This window comes from Pseudomonas sp. DR48 (genome assembly GCF_019823085.1).
Lineage (GTDB): Bacteria > Pseudomonadota > Gammaproteobacteria > Pseudomonadales > Pseudomonadaceae > Aquipseudomonas.
In genome coordinates, this window is record NZ_CP081946.1 from 5,340,016 (window position 1) to 5,364,635 (window position 24,620).

The following is a 24,620-nucleotide window of genomic DNA, read 5'->3' on the forward strand; positions in this document are numbered from 1 at the left end:
GTGTGCTTGCCACCTGTGGGTGACCGATCGGAGGCGGCAGGCTGTCCCGAGCGGAGGCTGGTAAATCGCCAGGCGGTAAAACTGTCGTGACGGTAATAAGTGGCGTAGTTCATTTTCTGAATCCTCAAGGTGTCTGATGTGTTGCTGAAAAATGGTGGGGCTGAAAAAACAAAACCCCCGGTCGGGAAGCCGACCGGGGGTTGAAAATTCTCTGGTGGCGACCCGTTTAAAGTGGGCGCCGTGTGGGTATCAGGCGCGCCAGTGGCTAAACCAATACCCAAAATAAAAGCTGACCGGAGCACAAACGTCGTTCACCCGGGCAGCCGCAACCGAGCGCGGGGCGCTGGCAGTACGAAGCGGTGAGAGGGCGTTGAACATGGTCTGTCTCCGATGGATGCGCCGAGCTTACTAGAGGCCGGTGCGCGGTTTCAATCAGAAAATGCTATCGATTGCTGACGGCATTTTCTATCGCTTGAGTGCGTCAGGGTTTATGACACACTTTGCCTTCAGCCCAACTTGCAGCGTTTCCAGGACGAACCATGACGACACTGACCATTGCCGCCGCCCAGTCCATCTCCATTGCCGGCGACCTCGCCGCCAATATTGCCTGGCATCAACGCTTCATGCAGGTGGCGGCGGAGCAGGGCGTCCAGTTGCTGGTCTTTCCTGAATTGTCGCTGACCGGATACGAGCGTGGACTGGCAGCGCAATTGGCGATTGCACCCGATGCCGAGGTGCTGCAACCGCTACGCGATTTCGCGAGGGAAGTCGGTGTGACGAGTGTGGTCGGAATGCCGATTCGCCTGTCGGACGATTCACCGGTATTGATCGGTGCGTTGGTCCTCGGCGCCGACGGTTCGTTCGGGGTCTACAGCAAGCAGCATCTGCATCCGGGCGAAGAGTTGGCGTTTGCGCCGGGAACGGGCGGTTCGACGTTGACGATCGGTGCTGACACGGTCGCGTTGGCGGTGTGCGCCGATTTTTCCCACGCCAGCCATGCCGCGGCAGCAGCGGAACAAAGCGCCAACTTATATGCCGCGGGCGTGCTGATCACCGAAAATGGCTACGCGACGGACAGTGCCATGTTGCAAGGTTATGCGAGCGCCCATTCGATGGCCGTGCTCATGGCAAACCACGCTGGTGCAACAGGTGGATGGGAGTCAGCAGGGCGCAGTGCCATCTGGGCGCAGGATGGTTCGCTGATTGCAGCGGCGCCAGGTACCGGGAACCTGTTGGTGGTCGCCCGCCGCGACGCTACGGGCTGGGAAGGGCATATCGTCCCGGTTGCGCAAGCGTGACGGGGTTCCAGTTGCGTCCGGCAACCTCTGGGGATCTGGCATTCGCGCGTGGCCTGACCTGTCGCAACATGCTGCGTTATTACATTCAGAATGATTTGCTCTGGCTGGACGAGGCGTTCGATGTGGCTTGGGCCGGGCGCGAGAACTGGTTGATCGTCCGTGACGATGTCCTGCTGGGCTATGTGAGCCTGAGTCGTGATGCTAAAGCCCTGTATATCCGCGAATTGCACGTGCTCGAAGCGTTTCAGGGGCAAGGAAGCGGTTCCTGGGCGATCGATCAGGTATTCGCCATGGCAAGCAAGGAACGGCGTCCGGCATTACGCCTGACAGTTTTTGAAACGAATCCGGCCAAAGCGCTTTACGAACGAAAAGGGCTGAAGGTGGTCGGTCAAGACGAGTGTTTCCTGAGAATGCAGCGCGATGTCGATGACCTTCATCGCTGAAACGCACTTGTGACAAGCCTTTCAAGATGTATTGAAACTTTTTATATGACGCTTGCCGCTAGGTCTGCCAGTTGCTTTTTGCTAAGGTGTCCGGCAACCCAATAAGACCATATCGCGAGGTGTCTGCTTGATTAGGGTGCTAGTAGTCGATGACCATGATCTCGTTCGTACAGGCATTACACGAATGCTGGCTGACATCGATGGCCTGCAAGTAGTCGGCCAGGCTGAGTCCGGGGAAGAATCCCTGCTCAAGGCGCGTGAGTTGAAACCCGATGTGGTGCTGATGGACGTCAAGATGCCCGGGATCGGCGGTCTTGAAGCCACGCGCAAATTATTGCGCAGCCACCCGGACATCAAAGTCGTAGCGGTCACCGTGTGCGAGGAAGATCCGTTTCCTACGCGCCTGTTGCAGGCGGGTGCCGCCGGTTACCTGACCAAAGGCGCAGGTTTGCCGGAAATGGTCCAGGCGATCCGCCTGGTGTTCGCCGGCCAACGCTATATCAGCCCGCAGATTGCCCAGCAATTGGCGATCAAATCCTTTCAGCCGACTAACGATTCGCCATTCGATGCATTGTCGGAGCGCGAAATCCAGATCGCATTGATGATTGTCGGCTGCCAGAAAGTACAGATCATTTCCGACAAGCTCTGCCTGTCGCCAAAAACGGTCAATACTTATCGTTACCGCATCTTTGAAAAGCTTTCGATCAGCAGTGATGTCGAGCTGACGCTGTTGGCGGTTCGTCACGGAATGGTCGATGCCAGCCTCTGAAAATGACTGAAGTCTTCGATCCCAGCGCCTTTCTGTCGACGGTCAGTGGGCGTCCCGGCGTCTATCGCATGTTCGACAGCGATGCGCGCCTGCTGTATGTCGGCAAGGCCAAGAACCTTAAGAATCGCCTGTCGAGCTACTTTCGAAAGTCCGGTCTTGCGCCCAAGACGGCGGCGCTGGTTGCCCGTATCGCTCAGGTCGAAACAACCATTACGGCCAACGAAACCGAGGCGTTGCTGCTTGAGCAAACGCTGATTAAGGAGTGGCGTCCGCCGTACAACATCCTGCTGCGCGACGACAAATCGTATCCCTACGTTTTTCTTTCGGATGGCCAGTTTCCTCGCTTGAGCATCCATCGCGGGGCGAAAAAGGCCAAGGGCAAGTATTTCGGTCCTTATCCCAGCGCGGGTGCGATTCGCGAAAGCCTGAGTCTGTTGCAAAAGACTTTTTTCGTTCGCCAGTGCGAAGACAGCTATTACAAGAACCGTACGCGTCCTTGCCTGCAATACCAGATCAAGCGCTGCAAGGCGCCGTGTGTCGGGCTGGTTGAGCCAGAGGTGTACGCCGAAGACGTTCGTCACTCGGTGATGTTCCTTGAAGGCCGCAGCAATGCGCTGACGGACGAGTTGTCCGCGGGCATGGAGGAGGCGGCGATCAATCTCGAATTCGAGCGCGCCGCCGAACTGCGCGATCAGATCTCCCTGCTGCGCCGGGTTCAGGATCAACAGAGCATGGAGGGCGGCACAGGCGATATCGATGTGATCGCCGCGTTCGTCAATCCGGGCGGCGCCTGTGTGCACTTGATCAGCGTGCGTGGTGGTCGAGTGCTGGGCAGCAAGAACTTTTTCCCGCAGGTCGGTATCGACGAGGACGTTTCCGAGGTCATGGCCGCGTTTCTGGGCCAGTACTTCATCACCAGTCCAGAACGCGACTTGCCGAGCGAACTGATCGTCAACGTGGTTCACGAAGATTTTCCGACGCTGATAACGGCCATCGAAGAGCTGCGCGGTCGCGAGCTGACCATCAGCCATCGAGTGCGTGGCACCCGGGCACGCTGGCAACAATTGGCGGTTACCAATGCCGAGCAGGCGCTAAGCGCACGTCTGGCCAACCGACAGCACGTCGCCGCGCGTTTCGATGCCTTGGCCGAAGTGTTGAACCTGGACGAGCCGCCGCAGCGTCTCGAGTGCTATGACATCAGCCACTCCAGCGGCGAAGCGACCGTGGCGTCTTGCGTGGTGTTTGGCCCGGAAGGCCCGATCAAGTCCGACTATCGTCGTTACAACATTGAAGGCGTCACCCCGGGCGATGACTATGCAGCCATGCACCAGGCCCTGACCCGGCGCTTCAGCAAACTCAAGGACGGGGAGGGCAAGCTGCCGGACATTCTGTTGGTGGACGGCGGCAAGGGCCAACTGTCCATGGCTCGCGACGTGCTCAATGAGCTGGCGGTGCCTGACCTGATTTTGCTGGGCGTGGCCAAGGGCGCGACTCGCAAGGCCGGTTTCGAAACCCTGTACCTCAACGACGCAGCACACGAATTTACCTTGCGCGGCGATTCCCCCGCGCTGCATTTGATTCAGCAGATACGCGACGAAGCTCACCGTTTCGCGATTACCGGGCACCGCGCTCGCCGAGGCAAAACCCGGCGTACGTCGACGCTCGAGGGCGTTGCAGGGGTCGGACCGACGCGTCGTCGCGATTTGTTGAAACATTTTGGTGGATTGCAGGAGCTGTCTCGTGCCAGCATCGAAGAGATCGCCAAAGCACCCGGAATCAGTAAAAAGCTCGCAGAGTTGATTTATGCAAATCTGCACAGCGAGTAGAATGCCACCTCACCTCGTAGCCAGTTGTGCCGATGAATATCCCTAATCTGATTACCGTTCTACGCGTCCTGCTCATCCCGATCTTCATTTTACTGTTCTACCTGCCTTATCAATGGAGCTACCTGGCCTCCGCCTCGGTGTTCGCATTCGCCGCCGCCACAGACTGGCTGGACGGTTATCTGGCGCGGCGTCTGGAGCAGAGCACGCCGTTCGGGGCGTTCCTTGATCCGGTGGCTGACAAGCTGATGGTGGCCGTTGCGCTGGTGTTGCTGGTGCAAGAGCACGGCAACCTGTGGCTTACGCTGCCAGCCGCCGTCATCATTGGTCGCGAAATTGTCGTCTCGGCGCTGCGTGAGTGGATGGCCGAACTCGGCGCTCGCGCTCACGTCGCCGTGTCAAACCTGGGCAAATGGAAAACCGCCGCGCAAATGCTCGCGCTGGTGATCCTGCTGGCCAATCCATCCGACTTCTCCTTTTGGGTCTTGGTCGGTTATGCCTTGCTGCTGGTGTCTGCGGGCCTGACTTTATGGTCCATGGTCCAATACCTGCGGGCGGCCTGGCCACATCTGAAGACCGACGTGGAAAAGAAATAAAACTTTTTTGAATCAAAGGGTTGACGGGGCTTCTGGATTCTATAGAATGCGCCACACCAAGACGCGGGAATAGCTCAGTTGGTAGAGCACGACCTTGCCAAGGTCGGGGTCGCGAGTTCGAGTCTCGTTTCCCGCTCCAAGTTTGTACGCATTTGATGTTGAGCAACATGACAGCAAATGTAAGTGGCCGAGTAGCAAAATGGTTATGCAGTGGATTGCAAATCCACCTACGCCGGTTCGATTCCGACCTCGGCCTCCACTATAAATAAGCTCCGTAGATCTATGATTTACGGAGCTTTTTTATTTAAGCAGTCCTGCAAGATTTTGTCTTGAAAACGGGATCTGCGAACTTGCTTCACCGGGACGGGATGTATATATTTCGTCCTCTGTTGCACAAGCGTCAGAGCTGCCAGATGGTTATTTGTCAGTCTTCAGACTGCTACACCGCGCTACCGCCCGAATGGCGAAACTGGTAGACGCATGGGACTTAAAATCCCCCGCTCGTAAGGGCGTGCCGGTTCGATTCCGGCTTCGGGCACCATTCAAAACAAAGGCTTACGCTTAACGGCGTAAGCCTTTTTTGTTGGACGTGTGGTTTTCGTGTCTATAGCGTGTCTGTTAGGCACAAGGGCTTGCTGCGATGCAGGCCTTATCGTCTCTGGTCGGGGGGATTAATCCTGTGGCCACTCATTAGACTGGTAGTCGTCCTTGTTGCTTACCATCCGAGCGAGCTTCTGCACCAACGCTTGATGTATCGTCTTCTCCACATGCCGATAAACAAACGAATCCCTAAACTGGACACGTCTTGGTGCAGGGACGCGCAGTGAAAATACATTAACTGTGCGCTCCATATGATTCAGTGCCTGTTCGTACAGATTCAAATTTGTCATAGGCAATGTGGCATCAGATAAGAGTTTTCGGAAGGTACACATTTCGCTGTCTAACCGTCGATGCTTGCGAGTCCTGGATGAGAACCGTCAGTTTGGCATCCGCGAAATGCTCAGGGCTAGTTGCTGCAACTGGTTGGTACTCGAACTCCTGATGCACTCAGCACGCAATTATTTGCTCAATGGAACACGGTCGGTGGGGGAGGTGGCGAGGTTGTGCGGTTTCGCTGACGAGGCGTATTTTCACGGCGCTTCCGCCAGATCCACGGCCAGCCTCCAGGGCAATTCCGACGTCAGCAACTCAATCCCGATACTCCGCAATCACCCTCCAGCACGTGATCGATTGAGAAGAGGTTGTTGTAACGGTGGACGTGCTGCTCAAGCAGAGCCGCACGTCCTGTTTCGGTGTTTACAAACGGAAGCGGTTGACCAGGGTGTTGAACGAGATTGCCAAATTCGAAAGCTCTTGGGTTGACGCATTGGTCTGATGCGCACCCGCCGCTGTTTGCGTCGACAGGTCCTGAATATTGACCAAGTTGCGGTCGACTTCACGGGCAACGTTGGCCTGCTCCTCCGAGGCCGTTGCGATGACTATATTGCGCTCGTTAATCTGCGAAATGCCTTCTGCGATCAGTTCCAGCGCCTCGCCAGTGGCATGAGCGAGTGACTGGGTATCGTTGACCAGTGCCTGGCTTTTGCCCATAGCGGACACGGCCTGATCGGCGCTGGTTTGCACGGCATTGATCATGCCTTCGATTTCGCCGGTCGACGCCTGGGTGCGTGCGGCGAGTGCGCGAACTTCGTCGGCGACCACGGCGAAGCCGCGACCCTGCTCGCCGGCCCTGGCGGCCTCAATGGCGGCGTTGAGGGCCAACAGATTGGTCTGTTCGGCGATACCGCGAATCACGTCCAGTACTTTGCCAATGTCACGGACTCGCACCGCGAGATCCTTGACTATGATGGTCGATGAGGCAATTTCAGAGGTCGCGCTATTGATTGCAGAGACGGCGTCCCGGGCCTTGTCGCGGCCATTACTGGCCTGCTCGCTTGTCGAGCGTGAGGCTTCGGATGTGGACACAGCATTGCGCGCCACTTCTTCCACCGCCGAGGTCATTTCGGTTACCGCTGTAGCGGCTTGCTGAATTTCGTCGTTCTGGCGGACCAGTCCTCGACTGCCGTTATCGGTGACAGCGGTCAGTTCTTCCGCTGCCGAGGCCAGTTGGTCAGAGGCGCTGGCAATTTGCTGGATCGTTTCCTTCAAGCTGAGTTGCATGTCGCCGAGGGCGGTCAGTAACTGGCCGGTTTCATCGCGCCCGGTGCTGACGATAGCCTCAGTCAAATTACCCTCGGCAATGCGCTGGGCGCTGGCTACTGCGGTGGCGATGGGACGGCTGATCAGGCGGCTGATGAACAACCCCAGCAGAATCGCAGCGATGAACGCCAAGACGATGCCCGAGTACAGGGTATTTTTGGCAGACGACTCTTGAACGGTGGCGTCCGCCGCACTTTCTGCGACCTGACGGTCATTGGAGTCGACCATCACGGTCAGTTCATCCATGACTACGCGATAAGTCTTTTGCAGGTCGCCGAGGAGCAGGGCACGGGCTTGTTCCAAATCATTGGCGTTCAGCAAAGCAACGTATTGCTGGACCTTTGCCTGATACACCGGCCAGTCGCGCAACATCTTGTCACCTGCCGCCCGCTCATCGTCAGCCAGGGGACGCTTGCGGTATTCGGCAAACGCTTGCTCGCTCGCCAGTTGGTTGGCCTTCATCGAGGCGATGAACTCGTCTTTCACATTCTGCGGCGCGTTGGAGGCGTGGGCGATGTATAGCCGATAAAGATCGCGGCTTTGCCCAACGGCCTTGGTTTTGGTTTGAGCGGTGTTCGCGATGGCGACCAGGTTGTTGTTGAACACGGACTTCAGACTCTCCGACAGCGCGGCCACGCCCCGACTTCCCAGTACGCCAACGCCGAGGGTGATCAGCGCACAGAGCGCGAATGAAGTGATTAATTTAGTCGAAAGTTTTGCGTCGTTAAGCCAGCTCATCGGTTTGTCCTGAAAAGGGTTTGACTGAACAGTCTATGAAGTGGACCGACGTCACTGATGTGATCGGTCGTCGTATGTCTATCGACAGATTCGTAAAAGGCTAAAGCGTCACTGAATGCGAATACCTGACAAACCCCTCTAGAACGGGTGTTTTGACGCATAAATTCACCTGATTCGTGCATTTGCAGCGCATTTTTCAGGAAATGTCAGACGATCTGTATACGTCGTTATTTACGAAATAAAGCTATATAAAACATATATATAGACGATTTTTTGTTGGTGGCGACAATCAAAAATAAAAGCACAAGCGTGCAAGCATGATCAAAAATGAAAAAAATCCACTCGTCCGCGCTTAAATCCAAATTAATGTGACGATTCACAGGTCTTCAATATCGCTAAAAAGGCCGTAATAGACGCATTTGTTGAAGAATAATTTTTTGCATGATGGCGTATTGCCAAATGTTTCTGGGCGTGAAATATTCTCTTTCCGCAAACATATGACATCGTACGACAGTGCGAATTTGTCAGTGGTGGCCGAATCTTGAAAGTCATGAATGCAGTTGCTCAGGGTAGAAGACATGCCGCGTAAAACGGGTAAGGGAAAAGGCATGAGAACTGCTTTTAACGGATTACTGACACTGTTGGTTTGCGCCGCTGGCGGTGCTAACGGTCAAGCACTGGATGCCTCGGCGTCTCCGGGTAAGCGCCTGGCGGTCGCGGCGGATTGCGTGGCGTGTCACACCGTGGCAGGGGGCAAGCCATTTGCGGGTGGTTATCCGCTCGGCTCACCGATGGGCGTCATTTATTCGACCAACATCACCCCCTCCAAAACCGCTGGCATCGGCGGCTATACGAGCGAGCAGTTTGCCCGGGCAGTACGAGACGGGGTAACGCCGGATGGCACGCGACTCTACCCGGCAATGCCGTATACCTCTTACGCGAAGATGACCGACGCTGATGTGGGTGAGCTCTACGACTATTTCATGCACGAAGTAGAGCCTGTCGATGCGACGACGCAGAAAACCGACCTCGATTTCCCGTTCAATATCCGCTCCTCGATGCTCGGATGGAACGCGCTGTTCCACAGCCAGAAGCGCTTTACTCCGGATCCGCGCAAATCCGCCGAGGTGAATCGTGGTGACTATCTGGTCAACGCACTGGCCCATTGCGATACCTGCCATACCCCGCGCAACATCCTGATGGCCGCCGATACCAGCAAGCCGCTTGCCGGTGGTTCGCTCGGCAGTTGGTATGCGCCTAACATCACGTCTGACAAAAGCAGTGGCATCGGCGCGTGGTCCAGCGATGAACTGGTCGCTTACCTGCGCACCGGTCACGCCGATGACAAAGCGCAAGCCGCCGGACCGATGGCCGAGGCGGTCGAGCACAGCCTGCAACACCTGGATGGCGCGGACCTCAAGGCCATCGCGGCCTACCTGCTGCAAACGCAACCGATCAACACCGGGGAGACCAAGGCCCGGCACGAATTCGGCCAAGCCTCGACCGATGAGCTGATCCTGCGCGGCGGCAAACCCGAGGACAATCCGGGCTGGCACATCTTCAGTGGGACATGCGCCAACTGTCACCAGGCCAACGGCCAGGGCACCCGTGAATACCCTTCGCTGTTCCACAACACCGCCACCAGTGGCAGCGACAACCTGATCGCCGCGATTGTCTATGGCGTGCATCGCGAAGTGAACGGCGTGGAAATCGACATGCCCGCATTCGGTCCGGACGCACTGTTCACCGACCGCCTCAACGATCAACAGATTGCCGATGTCAGCAACTACGTGCTGTCTCGTTACGGCAACGCCGCCCTGAAAGTGACTGCCGCCGATGTGACGCAGGTGCGGGAGGGCGGGCCGAAGGCACCGCTGGCGGTAATGGCGAAATTCACCATTCCAGTCATCGTCCTTGCCGGTGTGCTGATCGGTCTGATGGCAATGATGTTGATCTCGCGCCGTAGACGCCGGGAGGCCTGAGCAATGGATAATTCGATGACTGACAAACCTACACCGATTCACTCCGCCTCTGCGGTACTCTCGCGTCGCAGCCTGCTGCGCGCCTCCGTCACCGCGGGAGTGACCGCGCTGGTCAGTGGCCTGATGCCCTGGCAATCGGTCATGGCGGCTGCGCAGTCAGACGCTGACTTCATCGCCCTGTCGCAGTTTCTGGTAAGCCGCCCGGTCAGCCCGGTTCTGGCAGCACGCTATTACGCAGCCCTGGCCAAGCGAGCGCCGAACTTCATTACCAACGTGATTGCCCTCAAACAACTGGTGGGCGAGCGGGGCTTCAAACACGTCGATGAATACCTGGCATTGACCGATGCCGATCCTTCGTTGAAGGCGACCGCGACCAGCATCATTTCGGCCTGGTACCTCGGCGTTGTCGGTGAGCCGGCCGACGCGGAAATGATCAGCTATTCGCTAGCCATGATGTACCGCCCGACCCACGGCATTCTCATCATCCCTACTTATGGTGGCGGCCCGAATACCTGGGGTCCCAAACCAGCAGCTACTCAGGATTTCAAACTATGAGAAACGGTGATTTCGACGCCGACGTAGTCATCATCGGCTCCGGTGTCATGGGCGGCCTGATTGCAACCGGTCTGGCCAAAGCGAACAAGTCGGTGATCGTTCTCGAGGCTGGTCCGCGGGTCAATCGGCGGGATGTGGTCGAGACTTTCCGTAACGCGCCCGTCAAACTGTCTCTGGCCAACGCCAAGTTGCAGGGGGCCGGATCGCCGTACCCGAGCTTGCCGCACGCGCCGTCGACGTACGGTGATTACTTGCAACAGGTCGGGCCGGTCAAATACAACACGTCCTACTTGCGAGTTGTCGGCGGCACCACTTGGCACTTCGGCTCGTCGCTATGGCGCATGCTGCCTAACGACTTCCGGCTGAAGTCCTTGTACGGTCGCGGTCGTGACTGGCCGATCAGCTACGACGAACTGGAACCGTTCTATGCCCGGGCCGAGACTGAGCTGGGGGTGTCCGGCGTCGATGGCCAGGATGAAAGCGGGCAGGGCGGCGACGCTTTTCCGCCACGCTCGATTCCGTATCCGATGGAAGGGCTAAAGCCCAGCTACATGTTCACCCGACTCTCGGAAATGCTCGGCAAGGGCGGATACAATCCGATACTCGAACCCAATGGCCGCGCCACCCGCCCGTACGGCAAGCGACCACCTTGCGCCGGTAACAACAACTGCAACCCGGTGTGCCCGATTGCCGCCAAGTACGACGGCTCGATGCACATCGACGAAGCGGAGCGCAACGGCGCCAAGGTCCTGGAAAATTCAGTTGTCTACAAAATCGAAGCCGGAGATGACGGCCAGATTAACGCCATCTGGTACATGCGCCCCGACAAGTCGACCCACAGGCTGACGGCTCGCTATTTCGTACTCGCGGCGTATGGAATCGAATCGCCGAAGCTGCTACTGATGTCGACCTCCGACAAGTACCCGAACGGCATTGCCAACTCTTCCGATCAGGTGGGCCGTAATCTGATGGACCACACGGGTATCAGCATGAACGTCATGACCAAGGAAGACATGTGGCCCGGTGAAGGACCGACGCAACTGCTGGTGTATCTGAACAGCCGCGACGGTGCCTTCCGCAAGGATTACCCGGGTTACAAGATCAAGGTCCGCAACACCGTTCCGACCTCGCAGATCACCACTAACCTGATCGCCAAAGGTGTGTTGGGCTCCAGACTGGATGAGCAGATTCGTTTGCAGTCGGCACGGTCCCTCAACTGGGCAGTGGACTTCGAAACGCTGCCGCTGCCGGAAAACCGCGTGACGCCGAGCAAGACCAGGTTCGACGCCATTGGACTGCCAGTGCCGGAGATCTACTACAGCGTTCCTGACTACTGGCATGCAGGCAAAGAGAAAGCGCTGGAGGACTTCAAAAAGTTCGCGGAACTGCTGGACGCCGATATCCTCAGCACCGATGTCAATTTCCAGAACCGCCAGCACATCATGGGAACGACCATCATGGGCGACGACCCGAAGGACTCGGTAGTGGACCGCGATTGCCGCAGCCACGATCACGCCAACCTGTTCATCGCTGGCACCAGCGTCATGCCGTCGTCATCCTGTGTCAACCCGACGCTGACCGGCGCGGCCCTGAGCATCCGCATTGCTGATGTGTTAGTGGGCGAGGTCTAGGTCGCCAATACCTTGGATTGAAGGCCTGCATGAGGAAGCTCATGCAGGCCTTTGTCGTTTTTGCTCCGCAATTTTCGCGGCCAGTTACCGAATGGAACTTCTATACAAATGGCTGGCCAGTAAAACCACGAGGTAATCTTTGCAGCCCGGTCATGGCAGTTAGCCGTTCCGTCCAGGCGGCGCGCCAGTCATTGGCGGTATGAGTAGCTTTGGCTTTGCGGGCGGCGCGGCGTGCCGCGTTGCGCTCGGCCTTGCGCGCATCCTTGAATGCGTCGGTATTCCGGCAGCTTCTGCATTTGACGCGGGTCAGCACGTTGGTTGAGGTGAGGTTGCTACCTTTGTGACCGCAGGCCAAGTGCCCGCCGACTTTGAAGTGAGTGACCATCAGACGCCTCCTTCGTGACGTGTAGTCATTTGACACCCCGTGGTTGCAGGCGTTCGACAGCCCGGACAACAGACAAAAAAAATGGCCTGCATGCGGGCAGGCCAAGGGGGAGTTCATCAAAGGAGTGAGCTGACTTTAGGGCGCGCGGTGTGAACATAACGTGAAAGAAAAGTCGTAAATAAAAAAGCCCGGCGCCAGGCCGGGTTGGGGTATCACAGGAAATAATCAAGCAGGCACGCACGCAGTGACGATTAAGTCGCCGTTCGTGCGTGCTGAATCATGCCCTTTCTCGAAGGAAGAATCCGGATCAAATCATCTGAACCTTGGCAGCGGTGGCTCGACAGGTTTTAGCGAAGACAAGGTGTTTTGAATCAGCGGCTCGTCTTTTTCGATATCGTTCAGACGATCACGGATTCTGAGGGCTGTCGGGTGCCCCCCTTGATGATCCACCCAGTCGGCAATTTCCTTGCACGCGGCAGCAAGTCTGGCCTGACGAGAGTCAAGCAGGGTGAGCAGGGTGGTGATGGACTCTTTTTCGGACATGGCAAACACCTCCGTTCAAGAAACCTGGTAAGCGGCAGCAAAAAGCCCGCGAGTGCGAGCTTTCTGCCATTGGGGTCGCTGGTCCATCAGCTGTTTAAGTATAGACCCGGGCTTCAGCCTTGTCGGACCTTCACTTGAGACCTGGCATTGAGCTGTCGGCATTCACGTCGGGCGTCTTCTTCAAGATCGAAACCGTCACCGATGAAACCATGGGTTCGAGTATCGGCGATGCGATACCAGACGGCGGCGTCGGGTGGCAGGTGGCTGGTTTCTCCGGCTCGGCGACCATGAATGATGATCTTGTTGCAACGCTTCACAACGAAAATGTCTTCCATGGCGTCACCGCAGCTTATTTGTGTCCACATCAACTATAGAAGTTCTTTGCGAAGGTGCAAAAAAGGATGGCTCAGTTCGTCGGTTTCGTTGCGGCGATCATTTTGTCCAGAAACATGGCCAGCCCGACTTCCTCAGCCCGCAGCCCTTTACGCGTCCTCGGCCGAGGCAGTTCGGCCAATGCACCGAGCATGAATCCTTCGAGCACTGCCGGGTGGATGTAGCATTTGCGGCAGACTGCCGGGGTGTTGCCCAACTGTTTGGCGACGTCTTTTACCATCGCCACAACATGCCGTTTTGCATCCGATTCGGGCTCCCACTGCAGCTCTCTCAACACGGACAATGCCAGCGCGCTGCCCGCCCAGGTGCGGTAATCCTTGGCCGTGAAGTCGGCGCCGGTGAGGGTTTGCAGGTAGGCATTGACGTCGGATGAACTGACGGTGTGCCGCTCGCCTTGTTCGTCCAGGTATTGAAACAGGTCTTGTCCGGGGATCTCCAGGCAGCGCTTGATGATTCGCGCCAGGCGTCGGTCTTTCACGGTGATCTGGTGTTCGACGCCACTTTTGCCGCGGAACTGGAACAGGATCGCGCTGCCGTTCACCTCGACGTGGCGGCTACGCAGGGTGGTCAGTCCATAGGACCGATTTTCCCGGGCGTATTGGGTGTTGCCGACCCGGATCAACGTCGCATCGAGCAGGGTAATAACAGTCGCCATGACTTTGTCCCGACTGAACCCGGGCGCGTCGAGCAATGCTTCCAGACGTTTGCGCAACTTGGGCAATGCCTGGCCGAAATCCCTCAGGCGCGAGTATTTGTCGGCGTCGCGCACTTCGCGCCAGCGCGGGTGATAGCGGTATTGTTTGCGGCCGCGGGCATCACGGCCGGTGGCTTGCAGATGGCCGCGCGGGTCGGCGCAGATCCACACCTTGGTGTAGGCCGGTGGCACGGCGAGGGCGTTGATGCGTTTGATTTCGTCGGGGTCTTTGATGCGCTGGCCCGCAGGATCGAAATAGCAGAATTTCCCGCGCAACAGTTTGCGGGTGATTCCGGGCTGCGTGTCATCGACATAGTGCAGGTCCGGTGGCAGCACATCGGGCAGCGCGTTATCGGGCATGGCGGGCAATCCTCGGCGACGAATCAGGGGCCTGTAAAGCCATTGACCGCGCCCGTTCGCCGTGGTGCCAGCGGATTTAAGCCAGGACGGCCACCGCTTTGATTTGCGCCCAAAGCTGTTGGCCGGGGTGCACGCCGAGTTGATCCCGGGAGTAGCGCGTGATGCGTGCAAGCAGCGGCGTACCGCCTGCATTCAGGCGGATCAGTACGTGAGCGGCATTGTCGGCGCCGATTTCACTGATCACCGTAACGGGCAAGCGATTGAGGATGCTGCTTTGCTCGACGCTTTGCAGGCTCAGGCTGACATCTCGTGCCTGGACCTTGCAGCGCAATGCCTGCCCCTGGCTCATGGGCGCGTGTGCCACCCGAATGCTTAGATCGGAGCCGGGCAATTGCAGCGTGAGCAATTGATAGTGCGGGTCATAAGCGCTGACATGACCTTCAACCACAACGCCAGCATCGTCGCCCAGCGCCAAAGGCAGATCGAGACGCGCCAGGGTTTCACCGATATGCCCACTGGCAAGCGCCTTGCCATCGCTGAGCAATACGAGGTGATCGGCCAGCCGCGCAACTTCATCCTGCGAGTGACTGACGTACAGCACCGGGATGTCCAGTTCATCGTGCAAGCGTTGCAGGTACGGCAGGATCTCGTTCTTACGCTGGCTATCCAGCGCCGCCAGCGGTTCGTCCATCAGCAACAGTTTCGGGCTGGTGAGCAGCGCACGAGCGATGCCGATACGTTGCCGTTCTCCGCCGGACAGATGTTGCGGATGACGGTCCAGCAGATGACCGATACCCAGCAGTTCAGTGGCATGCGCCATGTCGACGCGGCGCTGCGGTTTCGGAATACGTTTGAGACCGAATTCCAGATTGGCCAGCACCGACAGATGGGGAAACAGGCTGGCTTCCTGGAAAACGTAGCCCAGTGCGCGTTTATGTGGCGGGACGAAAATCTTCTTGTCGCTGTCCTGCCAGACTTCATCGTTGACCTGAATGAAGCCGTTTTCGGCCCGTTCCAGACCGGCGATGCAGCGCAGGCACGTCGTCTTGCCCGAGCCGGAAGGACCGTATAGCGCGGTCACCCCACGGCCCGGCAAATGCAGATCCACGTCCAGGGCGAACCCCGAGTAATTCAGTTTCAGTCGCGTATGAATCATCGATCAGCTCCAGCCCGCTTTGGTTTTGCGGCTGGAGTAGAGCGCCAGCAACACGGCAAACGAGAACACCAGCATCGCCCCGGCCAGCCAATGGGCCTGGGCGTATTCCATCGCTTCGACGTGATCGTAGATCTGCACTGAGACCACGCGGGTCTTGTCGGGGATGTTGCCGCCGATCATCAGCACCACACCGAATTCGCCGACGGTGTGGGCGAAACCGAGAATGGTCGCGGTGATAAATCCCGGGCGTGCCAGTGGCAGAATCACGCTGAAAAAAGTGTCCCAAGGATTGGCGCGCAAGGTCGCGGCCACTTCCAATGGGCGAGTGCCAATGGCGGAAAACGCGTTTTGCAGCGGCTGGACCACGAATGGCATCGAGTAAAGCACTGAGCCGATGACCAAGCCGGCAAAACTGAAGGTCAGCGTGCCGAACCCCAGCGATTGGGTGAAATGACCGACGAAGCCATTGGGGCCCAGCGCCAGCAACAGATAAAAACCAATCACCGTGGGCGGCAGCACCAGGGGCAGGGCGACAACGGCCCCGACCGGGCCGCGCAGCCAGGACTGAGTGCGCGAAAGCCATAACGCAATCGGAGTACCGATGATCAACAGGATCACCGTGGTCAGGGACGCCAGTTTCAGGGTCAACCAGATGGCGGAAAAATCGGCACTCGTCAGGGTCATTTAGAGTTGGTAACCGTAGGACTTGATGACAGCGGCGGCTTTCGGACCCTTGAGGTAGTCAACCAACGCTTTGGCAGCCGGGTTGTCCTTGCCCTTATTGAGGATCACGGCGTCTTGTTTGATCGGGTCGTGCATGGCGGCCGGAACGATCCAGGCTGAACCGCTGGTGACTTTGCCGTCTTTATAGATCTGCGACAAGGCCACAAAACCCAGTTCAGCGTTGCCGGTGGAAACGAACTGGTAGGCCTGGGTGATGTTCTGGCCTTCAACGATCTTGTCTTTGACCTTGTCAGTCAGGCCCAGCTTGGCCAGCACCTGTGTGGCAGCCAGGCCATAGGGAGCGGCCTTTGGGTTGGCAATCGACAAATGCTGATACTGATTGTCGCCGAGTACTTTGCCTTTGGCATCGACGTATCCGTCTTTTGCCGACCAAAGCGCCAACGTGCCGACGGCGTAAGTGAAGCGTGAACCCTTGACGGTATCGCCTTCGGCTTCGAGTTTTTGCGGGGTGGTGTCGTCTGCCGAGAGGAACACTTCGAACGGCGCGCCATTCTTGATCTGGGTGTAGAACTGGCCCGTTGCGCCAAAGGAGGTGACCAGTTTGTGCCCGGTGTCTTTCTCGAAATCAGCAGCGATGGCCTGGATCGGCGCGGTGAAGTTGGCGGCAACCGCCACCTGGACTTCGTCCGCCTGAGCGGAGCCGAAAGCCAATACGGCGACAAGGCCTGCGAGACAGGTTGGGGCAAAACGTGAGGCACGAATGGACATGAAACGGCTCCGTTATAGGCGAATGCAACGAGGGGATTAAAACGCTATATAGCGGAATATATAGCGAAATGCCGGCAAACGGAATGCGTGGAATTCAGGACCTTGAAGTAATCGATGGCCTGCAGCAGCCTTCGTCAGCTGCTACAGGAGACCGCGTGTTACCGACGCATCAACTTGGCCAAGCCTTCGTCGGCCAATCGCTTGGTCAGCTCGGCGGTCGTCGTTTCAGTGCACAACGTGAACGCTTGCCCAGCCCAGAGGTTGCTGAAATCCGCTTCATCTTTGGCGCGCAACGGCATCAACGCACCACCGGCCAGAGGGAAGGCGGGGGCTTTATCGCTCATGGGGCCGAGTTCGCGCATGACCCGGTTGAGAATCCCGCGTGCCGGGCGGCCGGTGAAAAGGTTGGTCACCGCGGTCTCGCTTTCCTTGGCGGTGCGCAACGCTTTGTGGTGAGACGCGCTGACCTTGGCTTCCGGTGTGAACAAGTAAGCCGTACCCACCTGCACCGCCGAAGCGCCCAGCACAAACGCTGCCGCCACGCCACGCGCATCGCTGATCCCGCCGGCTGCAATCACCGGCACTTTCACCGCGTCGACGATTTGCGGCACCAAGGCGAATGTTCCGACCTGGCTGCTCAGGTCATCGCTGAGAAACATCCCGCGATGGCCTCCGGCCTCGTAACCCATGGCGATGATCGCGTCGCAGCCATGTTGTTCCAACCAGATGGCTTCTTCGACCGTGGTCGCCGATGAGAGGATTTTTGCCCCAGTGGCTTTGACCCGATCCAGCAGGGATTTTTCGGGAAGGCCAAAGTGGAAGCTCACGACTTCGGGGCGAAACTCTTCGAGCACCTCGCAGGCCGCGTTATCGAAAGGTGCACGATTGGAGACCGGTGTCGGTGCTTCGAAATCGACGCCCAACTCTCGATAGTACGGTTCCAGCAGATTCTTCCAGTCGCGCGCGCGTTGCTCGTCGGCGGCCGGCATTTGATGGCAAAAGTAGTTGATGTTGAACGGACGCTGGCTGTGTTGACGGATCGTCTTCAGCTCCTCGCGCAATTGATCGATGCTCAGCATGGCAGCGGGCATAGAACCCAGGCCGCCCGCGTTGCTCGCCGCAATTACCATGGCCGATCCGGTGGCGCCAGCCATGGGCGCCTGGATGATCGGCAGCTCGATGCCAAGCAGGTCAAGAATGCGGGTGTCTGGCCATTGGCTCATTTGAATGATTCTCCGACAGGTCGAACCGGTTTTTTACCAGCAGTCAGTGGTGCCAGTCGACTTTTAATTGTCCCGCACAAGAAGCCGGATACCTCGATGATGCCGCCCGCCACGCACCCCAAAAAACGCCTGTTTCATGTGTAGGCAAGGGTGCGGCTAAGATGAAAGTCTTGTACGGCGAAATGTTTCTTTGTGGTATTTCAATAGGCCCACAACCTGATTAATTCCATTGAGAGGTCATGATGTTCAAAGGTATTTTGATCGACAAAGACGACAGCGGTTACCGGGCCACACTGCAAGAGATCAATGACGATCAACTGCCCGAGGGTGATGTGACCGTGCGCGTGGCGTACAGCACACTGAACTTCAAGGATGGCCTGGCAATTACCGGCAGCAGCCCGGTGGTGAGGAAATTCCCGATGGTGCCCGGGATCGATCTGGCCGGCAGCGTCGAGGCCAGTCAGCATCCGGACTACAAAGTCGGTGACCAGGTCCTGCTCAATGGCTGGGGCGTGGGCGAAGGGCACTGGGGCGGACTGGCGCAAAAGGCTCGCCTGAAGGGCGACTGGCTGATCCCACTGCCCAAGGAATTCACTGCAGCCCAGGCCATGGCGATCGGTACTGCCGGGTACACGGCGATGCTGAGCATCCTGGCGCTGGAACATAACGGCGTGACACCTGAGCAGGGCGAGGTCCTGGTCACCGGGGCCAATGGTGGCGTCGGCAGCTTCGCCATCGCGCTGCTGAGCAAACTCGGCTATCGGGTCGTGGCATCTACCGGCCGCACCTCCGAACACGATTACCTCAAGCAGCTGGGGGCCAGCGAAATCATCGATCGCGCCACGCTTTCCGAGCCCGGTAAACCATTGGCCAAAGAGCGTTGGGCGGCGGTGATCGACTCGGTCGGCAGTCACACCCTGGCCAACGCCTGTGCCAGCACCAAGGCCAATGGCACCGTGGCCGCGTGCGGTCTGGCCCAAGGCATGGACTTTCCGGCGTCAGTCGCGCCATTCATTTTGCGCGGCGTGACCCTGGCCGGGATCAACAGCGTGACCCAACCCAAAGCCAAGCGGATAGAGGCCTGGAACCGCCTGGCGAAAGACCTGGATTTTGCCCTGTTGCCGCTGATCAGTCATGAGATCGGCTTGAGCGAAGCCATCGACGCCGCACCGCGCTTGCTGGCCGGGCAATTGCGCGGTCGGGTGGTAGTTGATGTGAATCGCTGATTACACGGTTTCGCGTTCCAGCAACTGACGTTTGCGCTCGACACCCCAGCGATAGCCCGACAGGTTGCCGTCGCTACGCACTACGCGGTGGCAGGGAATGGCCACTGCGATGCTGTTCGCGCCACAGGCCTGGGCCACGGCACGTACGGCTTTCGGCGCACCGATCCGTTGCGCGATATCGGCGTAGCTGGCGGTGCTGCCGGCAGGAATCTCTCGCAGCGCCTGCCAGACCCGCTCCTGGAATGCTGTCCCGCGTACGTCCAGTGGCAAGTCCAGGCCCATGGCCGGTGCTTCGATAAAACCGACAACCTTGGCGATCAATTGCTCAAATTCGTGATCAGCACCAATCAGGTTGGCACGTCGAAACTTGTCCTGCAGGTCGCAGACCAGTTGGTGCGGATCGTCCCCCAGTAAAATCGCGCAGACGCCGCGCTCACTTTGCGCCACCAGAATCGCCCCCAAGGAGCACTGGCCGACGGCGAAGCGGATGTCGGTATTCTTACCGGCCGCACGGTAATCCCCAGGTTTCATGCCCAACACCTGATCGGCTGACTCATAGAAGCGGCTATTGGAATTGAAGCCTGCCTCATAAAGGGCATCGGTGACCGAACCGCCATGTGCCAGATGATCGCGAACCTTGCGTGAGCGATGGGCCGTGGCGTAACCCTTGGGTGTCAACCCGGTCACGGCTTTGAACACGCGATGAAAGTGGAAACTGCTCAGGCCGGCAGCTTGCGCCAATTCATTCAGGGCGGGCAGATGTTCGGCGGATTCGATGTGACGGCACGCGGCGGCCACGATCGCTGCATGTTGTGCGGCAACGTCGCTTTGATCCTTTGCGGCCCGCTTGCTCGGACGATAGCCGGCCGCCCGGGCTTGTTCGGCGGTGTCGAAAAACTCGACATTCTGCGGATTCGGCAAGCGCGCCAGACTGCTGGGGCGGCAGTAGATCCCGGTGGTTTTCACGGCATAGACAAATTCCCCGTCCGCTTCTGGATCGCGCGCGACGACAGCCGCCCAACGGGGGTCGTCCTTGGTGGCAATTTTTTTTGAATGAGTGGTCATGGTGTTATGTCCGTTGGCCCGTTTCATTCAGACTATCCAGCCAGCAGGATCGCGACACTCCGAGTCTTGCGGTCGAATTCGAGGGTTTCAACCGGCGGTTCGAAAAGTGAAGTTGATCCGTTGCTCGCCCAGTCGCGGGTGATAACCCTCCTTGATCGGCAGGACGCCGTGATAGCGCAAGCGGTCGACGCCACCCCAGACCACGATATCGCCATGCAGCAGCCCTATGCGCTGGCTTTTGTCCCCACGTTCAAAGCCACCGAACAGAAACGTAGCCGGCAATCCCAGTGACACGGACACTATGGGCGCCGCGTAGGAACCTTCGTCTTTGTCCTGATGCAATGACATCTTGGCTCCAGGGATATAGCGGTTGATCAGGCAGGAGTCGGGTACGAAGTCCGCAAATCCCGCTTCCCGTGCCGCCGCTTGTGCCAGTTCGAAAAACACCTCGGGCATCTTGGGCCAGGGTTGTCCGGTTTGCGGGTCGTGACGCGTGTAGCGGTAACCACTGCGGTCGGTGGTCCAACCCCAGGTGCCGCAACTGCTCAAGGCGACCGACATGGTGAAACCGCCCGGCGTGACCATTTGCCGAAACGGCGCTGCCGCCAGAACCGCTTCCAGCTCAGGCAGCAATTGCTCCAGCCAGGGCAGGGCAAAGCCTCGCAGGACGTAGGACTGTTCACCGATCTGCTCGCGCCGGGGCAGTTGCTCGGGCTCGGCATCAGCAAACATATCGAGGGTGGTCGGGCTCATGGGGTCATAGCGCATCGTGAAAGATGATTCCAAGAGTATGCCGTTTTCCACTGTGAAGGCGACTCACGCCGTGGCGCATCGTCCTCTGGCGCTGCTTGGTCTGAAGCGATAAGAGTGTGAACACTCTGGCACTTGGGGCCAGACTCGGGCGGGCGCGGAGGATGACGTCCTTGTTGTCGCTCCGGGGGCCGAGGCGCGTTACAGTGCCTTGCTGACGCTGATATCGCTGATGACGTCTTCGCTCGAACCATGGATGGCGTCCAGCGCGGCTTTGGCTTCTTCTTCAGTGCCGTTTACCAGTTGGGCAAATTCGAAGCGGCGTTCACCGTTGAGTTTGTATTTGATGACGTACTTGGTCGTTTGGGCCACGGTGATTCCTGCCTGTGTGCGTGTGAGAGCGTTTTTCAGCTCAGTTTCGAGCTGGAACGACGGATGATCTTGATCGAGTGCGTCAGGGTCGGTTTACGGGTCACGCTGATCGGGCGACGGTTGACCGTGTCGATGGTGATGTTCCAGAAACCGGTGCTCGGCGCTGTAATCCGGGCCGGGAAGGTGTCGAACGCACCGCCGTGGTAAGTGTGACGGCCGCCATTCTTGAAGCTGCGGAAGTTGGCGTCGTTCATCAAGCGGATGTTGCACATTTGCGAGCACTGGATGACGACGATGTCGTCTTCGTTGAGGTGCTCGCGCTGGTGGATAAATTTCATGAGGCGCCTCCAGAAGGGCTTTTTCTACAAAATCAAATCGATAGCATGGGCGATTGGCGCAGTTTATCAGCCCGAACGGGTTATTATCCGGTCGCCGGGGTCCGCTTTGACAATTAAAAACAGTTATTCGGAATTCTATGAGCGATAAAAGCAATGAGCCTCGGAGAAAATCAGCATTTGTGCTGTCGGAGGGTCTTTATCGGAGGTTTAGTATGAAGTGGGGTGTATTGGTCCTGCCGCTGGCTTTAGTAGTGAGCGGTTGCGCAAATGTCGCGGAAATTAGTGAAACGCTGCCCACGATGAATGTGATCTCAGGCAAGAAGCCCCATGAGTATGCGCAGTGCCTGGTAGAAAATCTGGCGAAGAGTCGTGGCGCCTTGCAACTGGAGTCGCACAAGGACGGTGTGCGGGTGATCGTGCCAGCCAAGTTTTCTTCGGCCCCGGCCGCTGTCTTCGATATCGAAGAACGCTCGAGCGGCAGCAGTATCAAGCTGCATGAGCGGATGTCCAATGTGCCGATACGTCCAAAGGATGTACAGAAAGCCGCCAATATCTGTATTTCCGGCTGATAGAATGGCGAGCTTCAGCACCAATGCCGTCAAGGTCGCACTTTGACGGCATTGTCATTTTTGGAGTCGAGCATGAAGCGAGAGCAGGTGCGGGAGTGCCATGCAGAGGGTCTGATCTCTGCCACCCACGTGATTCAGAACCCGGCGACCCCGGGTGAATGGATCGTTTTTTTCAAGAAAAGCGCCGGGCGCAGTTATTTCCTGGTGGATGAGAACGACGAAGTTGAATCCTTCGCTCGCCTCGACGATTTGATCGAGACCGTACGCGGCCTCGGGCTCAAATTCGCCGAAATTCACATGTAGAACCGCAGGCTTTACTTGCAGACCACCACGACACTGCGGTTTTTGAAGTTGCCGACATCGACACCCAGTGTCTTGTCGCTTTCCTTGGTCGAAGGTGAGCCGTCGGTACCGACGATCCGGTAGCCGGTACCAGCGCACGAGGCGTCGGCTTTTTCATAGCAAGTGGCCCAGGAGTTGGCTTCTCCAGGGCATTCGATGGTCAGCCCTTGCTCGCCATTGTTCAGGTAAGTCGTTTCGGAAGTGGCGCAGCCGTTCAGGGCCAATATCGCAATCAGTGGCAAAAATCTTTTCATGTTGTTGTCGTCGTCAGGATGATGGGGCTATGGCTGTGACATCGCTGATGTCAAAAGGTTATAGCGAATGGCCACTTCTTTGCAGGCAATCACAAAAAAAGCCCTGCATGAGCAGGGCTTCGTCAAAAAACCGGGTTCAGATCAAGCCTTGTCTTTGCCGCGACGGTTGGTGGTTGGGTGTTCCAGTTCCATTACGGATGCCACCTCAGTTGCCATTGCTTCGGTCGGCAAGGGACCGATTTTTTCACCCGTGGCGCTTTGCAGCCACCACTGGCCGTCTTTCGCCTTACTGATCAAGTACCCGTTGACGCTTTTTGCATCCGACATCTATCTGCCTCGTTGGCTGGTTCTGTTGCGCAATGATAGCGCCAAATGCACTCAGGCGGTGCCGATGGGCGTATGGTGGTGCGATTGAATCGCCCGTGCAGGTCTGCTGATCTCTGCTATCTATTAGGGTCGGCCATCAGATCTGCGGAACTATCCGCGATAATATTTCTCTATGTTGGCATCGGTTAGCCAGTGCGGGGCATTGTAAGGTGCACGCCGCCTGATTAGACTGCGCCGAAACTCGTACACACAGCCCTTTCAAGGACTTATATGATCAAGAAATGCTTGTTCCCAGCAGCCGGTTACGGTACTCGCTTCCTGCCAGCGACTAAAGCCATGCCCAAAGAAATGCTGCCGGTGGTAAACAAGCCACTGATCCAGTACGGCGTCGAAGAAGCACTGGACGCTGGGTTGACTGAAATCTCCATCGTCACCGGTCGCGGCAAACGCGCTCTGGAAGACCACTTCGACATCAGCTACGAGCTGGAAAACCAGATCAAGGGCACCGACAAAGAGAAATACCTGGTCGGTATCCGCAAGCTGCTCGACAACTGCTCGTTCTCCTACACCCGCCAGACAGAAATGAAAGGCCTGGGCCACGCGATCCTGACTGGTCGTCCACTGATCGGTGATGAACCCTTCGCCGTGGTACTGGCGGATGACTTGTGCGTCAACCTCGATGGTGACGGCGTTCTGACCCAGATGGTCAAGCTGTACAAGCAGTTCCGCTGCTCGATCGTCGCGATCCAGGAAGTCGACCCGCAAGAAACTCACAAATACGGTGTGATCTCCGGTGAGATGATCCGCGACGACATCTATCGCGTTCACAGCATGGTTGAAAAACCAAAGCCGGAAGACGCGCCGTCGAACCTGGCGATCATCGGTCGTTACATCCTGACGCCGGACATCTTCGATCTGATCGAACAGACCGAGCCAGGCAAGGGTGGTGAAATCCAGATCACCGACGCCCTGATGAAGCAGGCCCAAAACGGCTGCGTCATGGCTTACAAGTTCAAAGGCAAGCGGTTCGACTGCGGTGGCGCTGAAGGCTACATCGACGCGACCAACTTCTGCTTCGAGAACTTCTACAAGACTGGCAAGGCTTACTGATTAGCGCCTGACCTGCTTGTATTGAAA

Annotated in this window: 27 protein-coding genes, 3 tRNA genes and 3 pseudogenes; 16 read left to right on the forward strand and 17 right to left on the reverse strand. The window is 57.6% G+C overall.

Annotated elements, in window-relative coordinates; all coding sequences use genetic code 11:
• Positions 1 to 539: 539 nt before the first annotated feature.
• From K5K95_RS24185 to K5K95_RS24225, 9 genes and pseudogenes are all read left to right on the forward strand, one after another.
• On the forward strand, positions 540 to 1,298 hold the full coding sequence (locus tag K5K95_RS24185; protein WP_222586455.1) for a carbon-nitrogen hydrolase family protein: 759 nt from the start codon (positions 540 to 542) through the stop codon (positions 1,296 to 1,298).
• Positions 1,295 to 1,741 (forward strand): GNAT family N-acetyltransferase, encoded by a 447-nt coding sequence (locus K5K95_RS24190; RefSeq protein ID WP_222586456.1) that lies wholly within the window; start codon positions 1,295 to 1,297, stop codon positions 1,739 to 1,741. The genes K5K95_RS24185 and K5K95_RS24190 overlap by 4 nt, the downstream gene beginning before the upstream one ends.
• Before the next feature lie 127 nt (positions 1,742 to 1,868).
• A complete protein-coding gene (gene uvrY / locus K5K95_RS24195; protein WP_008015884.1) occupies positions 1,869 to 2,510 on the forward strand; it encodes a UvrY/SirA/GacA family response regulator transcription factor in 642 nt (213 codons plus the stop codon).
• A gap of 2 nt (positions 2,511 to 2,512) precedes the next feature.
• Entirely contained in the window at positions 2,513 to 4,336 is a 1,824-nt protein-coding gene (gene uvrC / locus K5K95_RS24200; RefSeq protein WP_222586457.1) for an excinuclease ABC subunit UvrC, read from the forward strand.
• A 32-nt stretch (positions 4,337 to 4,368) separates the two neighbouring features.
• On the forward strand, positions 4,369 to 4,929 hold the full coding sequence (pgsA, locus tag K5K95_RS24205) for a CDP-diacylglycerol--glycerol-3-phosphate 3-phosphatidyltransferase (protein ID WP_090183490.1): 561 nt from the start codon (positions 4,369 to 4,371) through the stop codon (positions 4,927 to 4,929).
• 63 nt (positions 4,930 to 4,992) lie between these two features.
• Positions 4,993 to 5,068: transfer RNA gene (locus K5K95_RS24210), tRNA-Gly, on the forward strand.
• Between the two features lie 46 nt (positions 5,069 to 5,114).
• Positions 5,115 to 5,188, forward strand: a tRNA-Cys gene (locus tag K5K95_RS24215).
• A 195-nt stretch (positions 5,189 to 5,383) separates the two neighbouring features.
• Positions 5,384 to 5,470: transfer RNA gene (locus K5K95_RS24220), tRNA-Leu, on the forward strand.
• A 482-nt stretch (positions 5,471 to 5,952) separates the two neighbouring features.
• Positions 5,953 to 6,155, forward strand: a pseudogene (locus tag K5K95_RS24225) (helix-turn-helix domain-containing protein); the annotation flags it as partial.
• Between the two features lie 70 nt (positions 6,156 to 6,225).
• Here K5K95_RS24225 and K5K95_RS33670 read toward each other — a convergent pair.
• Positions 6,226 to 7,089 carry a methyl-accepting chemotaxis protein gene (locus K5K95_RS33670; RefSeq protein ID WP_409999736.1) on the reverse strand — a complete coding sequence of 288 codons (864 nt, stop codon included), beginning with the start codon at positions 7,087 to 7,089 and terminating at the stop codon, positions 6,226 to 6,228.
• A 42-nt stretch (positions 7,090 to 7,131) separates the two neighbouring features.
• Positions 7,132 to 7,866: pseudogene (locus K5K95_RS33675) on the reverse strand (MCP four helix bundle domain-containing protein); the annotation flags it as partial.
• Positions 7,867 to 8,474: 608 nt separating this feature from the next.
• Here K5K95_RS33675 and K5K95_RS24235 point away from each other — a divergent pair.
• From K5K95_RS24235 to K5K95_RS24245, 3 genes are read left to right on the forward strand one after another with little or no spacing between them, the layout of a single operon-like run.
• A complete protein-coding gene (locus tag K5K95_RS24235; protein WP_261398043.1) occupies positions 8,475 to 9,848 on the forward strand; it encodes a c-type cytochrome in 1,374 nt (457 codons plus the stop codon).
• A gap of 15 nt (positions 9,849 to 9,863) precedes the next feature.
• Positions 9,864 to 10,403, forward strand: a complete 540-nt coding sequence (locus tag K5K95_RS24240; protein WP_261398044.1) for a sorbitol dehydrogenase family protein — start codon at positions 9,864 to 9,866, stop codon at positions 10,401 to 10,403.
• Positions 10,400 to 12,034: a GMC family oxidoreductase gene (locus tag K5K95_RS24245; protein ID WP_222586461.1), complete on the forward strand. Its 1,635-nt coding sequence runs from the start codon at positions 10,400 to 10,402 to the stop codon at positions 12,032 to 12,034. Before K5K95_RS24240 ends, K5K95_RS24245 begins: the two co-directional genes overlap by 4 nt.
• A 100-nt stretch (positions 12,035 to 12,134) precedes the next feature.
• Here K5K95_RS24245 and K5K95_RS24250 read toward each other — a convergent pair whose 3' ends face one another.
• The 8 genes from K5K95_RS24250 to K5K95_RS24285 all read right to left on the reverse strand — a co-directional run bounded on the left by K5K95_RS24250 (position 12,135) and on the right by K5K95_RS24285 (position 18,240).
• Entirely contained in the window at positions 12,135 to 12,419 is a 285-nt protein-coding gene (locus tag K5K95_RS24250) for a hypothetical protein (protein WP_222586462.1), read from the reverse strand.
• 312 nt (positions 12,420 to 12,731) lie between these two features.
• Positions 12,732 to 12,962, reverse strand: coding sequence for a hypothetical protein (locus K5K95_RS24255; protein WP_090183510.1), 231 nt, complete (start codon positions 12,960 to 12,962; stop codon positions 12,732 to 12,734).
• 113 nt (positions 12,963 to 13,075) lie between these two features.
• On the reverse strand, positions 13,076 to 13,297 hold the full coding sequence (locus K5K95_RS24260) for a hypothetical protein (RefSeq protein WP_090188686.1): 222 nt from the start codon (positions 13,295 to 13,297) through the stop codon (positions 13,076 to 13,078).
• A 71-nt stretch (positions 13,298 to 13,368) separates the two neighbouring features.
• A complete protein-coding gene (locus K5K95_RS24265) occupies positions 13,369 to 14,409 on the reverse strand; it encodes a DNA topoisomerase IB (protein ID WP_222586463.1) in 1,041 nt (346 codons plus the stop codon).
• A gap of 76 nt (positions 14,410 to 14,485) precedes the next feature.
• Entirely contained in the window at positions 14,486 to 15,565 is a 1,080-nt protein-coding gene (gene modC / locus K5K95_RS24270; protein ID WP_222586464.1) for a molybdenum ABC transporter ATP-binding protein, read from the reverse strand.
• Between the two features lie 3 nt (positions 15,566 to 15,568).
• Positions 15,569 to 16,249 carry a molybdate ABC transporter permease subunit gene (gene modB / locus K5K95_RS24275; protein WP_222586465.1) on the reverse strand — a complete coding sequence of 227 codons (681 nt, stop codon included), beginning with the start codon at positions 16,247 to 16,249 and terminating at the stop codon, positions 15,569 to 15,571.
• Positions 16,250 to 17,017, reverse strand: a complete 768-nt coding sequence (gene modA, locus K5K95_RS24280; RefSeq protein ID WP_261398046.1) for a molybdate ABC transporter substrate-binding protein — start codon at positions 17,015 to 17,017, stop codon at positions 16,250 to 16,252.
• 158 nt (positions 17,018 to 17,175) lie between these two features.
• Positions 17,176 to 18,240, reverse strand: a complete 1,065-nt coding sequence (locus K5K95_RS24285) for an NAD(P)H-dependent flavin oxidoreductase (RefSeq protein ID WP_222586466.1) — start codon at positions 18,238 to 18,240, stop codon at positions 17,176 to 17,178.
• A gap of 242 nt (positions 18,241 to 18,482) precedes the next feature.
• Here K5K95_RS24285 and K5K95_RS24290 point away from each other — a divergent pair, with 242 nt between their 5' ends.
• Positions 18,483 to 19,466, forward strand: coding sequence for an MDR family oxidoreductase (locus tag K5K95_RS24290; RefSeq protein ID WP_222590410.1), 984 nt, complete (start codon positions 18,483 to 18,485; stop codon positions 19,464 to 19,466).
• Here K5K95_RS24290 and ada read toward each other — a convergent pair whose 3' ends face one another.
• The 5 genes and pseudogenes from ada to K5K95_RS24315 form a co-directional block, all read right to left on the reverse strand.
• Positions 19,467 to 20,531: a bifunctional DNA-binding transcriptional regulator/O6-methylguanine-DNA methyltransferase Ada gene (ada, locus tag K5K95_RS24295; RefSeq protein ID WP_222586467.1), complete on the reverse strand. Its 1,065-nt coding sequence runs from the start codon at positions 20,529 to 20,531 to the stop codon at positions 19,467 to 19,469.
• Positions 20,532 to 20,618: 87 nt separating this feature from the next.
• Entirely contained in the window at positions 20,619 to 21,299 is a 681-nt protein-coding gene (gene alkB, locus K5K95_RS24300; RefSeq protein WP_222586468.1) for a DNA oxidative demethylase AlkB, read from the reverse strand.
• Positions 21,289 to 21,366: pseudogene (locus K5K95_RS24305) on the reverse strand (2OG-Fe(II) oxygenase); the annotation flags it as partial. The pseudogene K5K95_RS24305 and the gene alkB, both read right to left, overlap by 11 nt.
• A gap of 116 nt (positions 21,367 to 21,482) precedes the next feature.
• Positions 21,483 to 21,653, reverse strand: a complete 171-nt coding sequence (locus tag K5K95_RS24310) for a hypothetical protein (RefSeq protein WP_090183523.1) — start codon at positions 21,651 to 21,653, stop codon at positions 21,483 to 21,485.
• Positions 21,654 to 21,688: 35 nt separating this feature from the next.
• Entirely contained in the window at positions 21,689 to 21,991 is a 303-nt protein-coding gene (locus K5K95_RS24315) for a DUF1883 domain-containing protein (protein ID WP_007900033.1), read from the reverse strand.
• Positions 21,992 to 22,203: 212 nt separating this feature from the next.
• On the opposite strand from K5K95_RS24315, the gene K5K95_RS24320 reads away from it, so the two are divergent.
• Together K5K95_RS24320 and K5K95_RS24325 are read left to right on the forward strand one after the other, a co-directional pair.
• Positions 22,204 to 22,560 (forward strand): hypothetical protein, encoded by a 357-nt coding sequence (locus tag K5K95_RS24320; RefSeq protein ID WP_222590411.1) that lies wholly within the window; start codon positions 22,204 to 22,206, stop codon positions 22,558 to 22,560.
• A gap of 72 nt (positions 22,561 to 22,632) precedes the next feature.
• Positions 22,633 to 22,863, forward strand: a complete 231-nt coding sequence (locus K5K95_RS24325) for a hypothetical protein (RefSeq protein WP_222586469.1) — start codon at positions 22,633 to 22,635, stop codon at positions 22,861 to 22,863.
• A gap of 11 nt (positions 22,864 to 22,874) precedes the next feature.
• Here the strand turns inward: K5K95_RS24325 and K5K95_RS24330 are convergent, their stop codons facing one another.
• Together K5K95_RS24330 and K5K95_RS33250 are read right to left on the reverse strand one after the other, a co-directional pair.
• Positions 22,875 to 23,156, reverse strand: a complete 282-nt coding sequence (locus K5K95_RS24330; protein WP_222586470.1) for a hypothetical protein — start codon at positions 23,154 to 23,156, stop codon at positions 22,875 to 22,877.
• 141 nt (positions 23,157 to 23,297) lie between these two features.
• Complete coding sequence (locus tag K5K95_RS33250; RefSeq protein ID WP_259154957.1) at positions 23,298 to 23,483, reverse strand: hypothetical protein; 186 nt, start codon at positions 23,481 to 23,483, stop codon at positions 23,298 to 23,300.
• Between the two features lie 270 nt (positions 23,484 to 23,753).
• On the opposite strand from K5K95_RS33250, the gene galU reads away from it, so the two are divergent.
• Entirely contained in the window at positions 23,754 to 24,593 is an 840-nt protein-coding gene (galU, locus tag K5K95_RS24340; protein ID WP_090183531.1) for a UTP--glucose-1-phosphate uridylyltransferase GalU, read from the forward strand.
• Positions 24,594 to 24,620 lie beyond the last annotated feature (27 nt).